Origin of the sequence: Klebsiella sp. OBRC7 (assembly GCF_000293135.1) — a bacterium.
Taxonomy (GTDB): domain Bacteria; phylum Pseudomonadota; class Gammaproteobacteria; order Enterobacterales; family Enterobacteriaceae; genus Klebsiella; species Klebsiella michiganensis.
Genome location: NZ_ALNJ01000074.1, coordinates 1 through 318, shown reverse-complemented (window position 1 = coordinate 318; position 318 = coordinate 1). Strand labels below are relative to the sequence as shown.

The window sequence follows — 318 nt, the reverse complement described above, 5'->3', positions numbered from 1 at the left end:
CGGTGACTTCCCGGATGTCGACGCAGCAAACCGTACAGATGCCACAGCCCGGGCAGGATATTTACAGCGCTAACCAGATGAGCTGGCCTCAGCGCGAGAAAACCATGGCCTTCAATCAGGCGCTGAATAGTTGGCTGGACGACGTTCGGGCTAACCGTGATGACTGGTGCACCATCGTCCATAGCGATGTTGAAGCCACACGGCTGAGTCTGAAAACCTGCCTGGGACTTCTGAGTTAACATCTTTCTCGTCAGTAGGGGCTTCGCAAGGAAGCGGTGACAACACCTTCGACACTTTTTATGCTGCTTCAGGTATAAC

General features: G+C 53.8%; 1 pseudogene. It reads left to right on the top strand.

Going from position 1 to position 318, the window contains the following annotated elements:
• A pseudogene (locus HMPREF1144_RS14625) lies at positions 1-239 on the top strand (Tat pathway signal sequence); the annotation flags it as partial.
• Positions 240-318 lie beyond the last annotated feature (79 nt).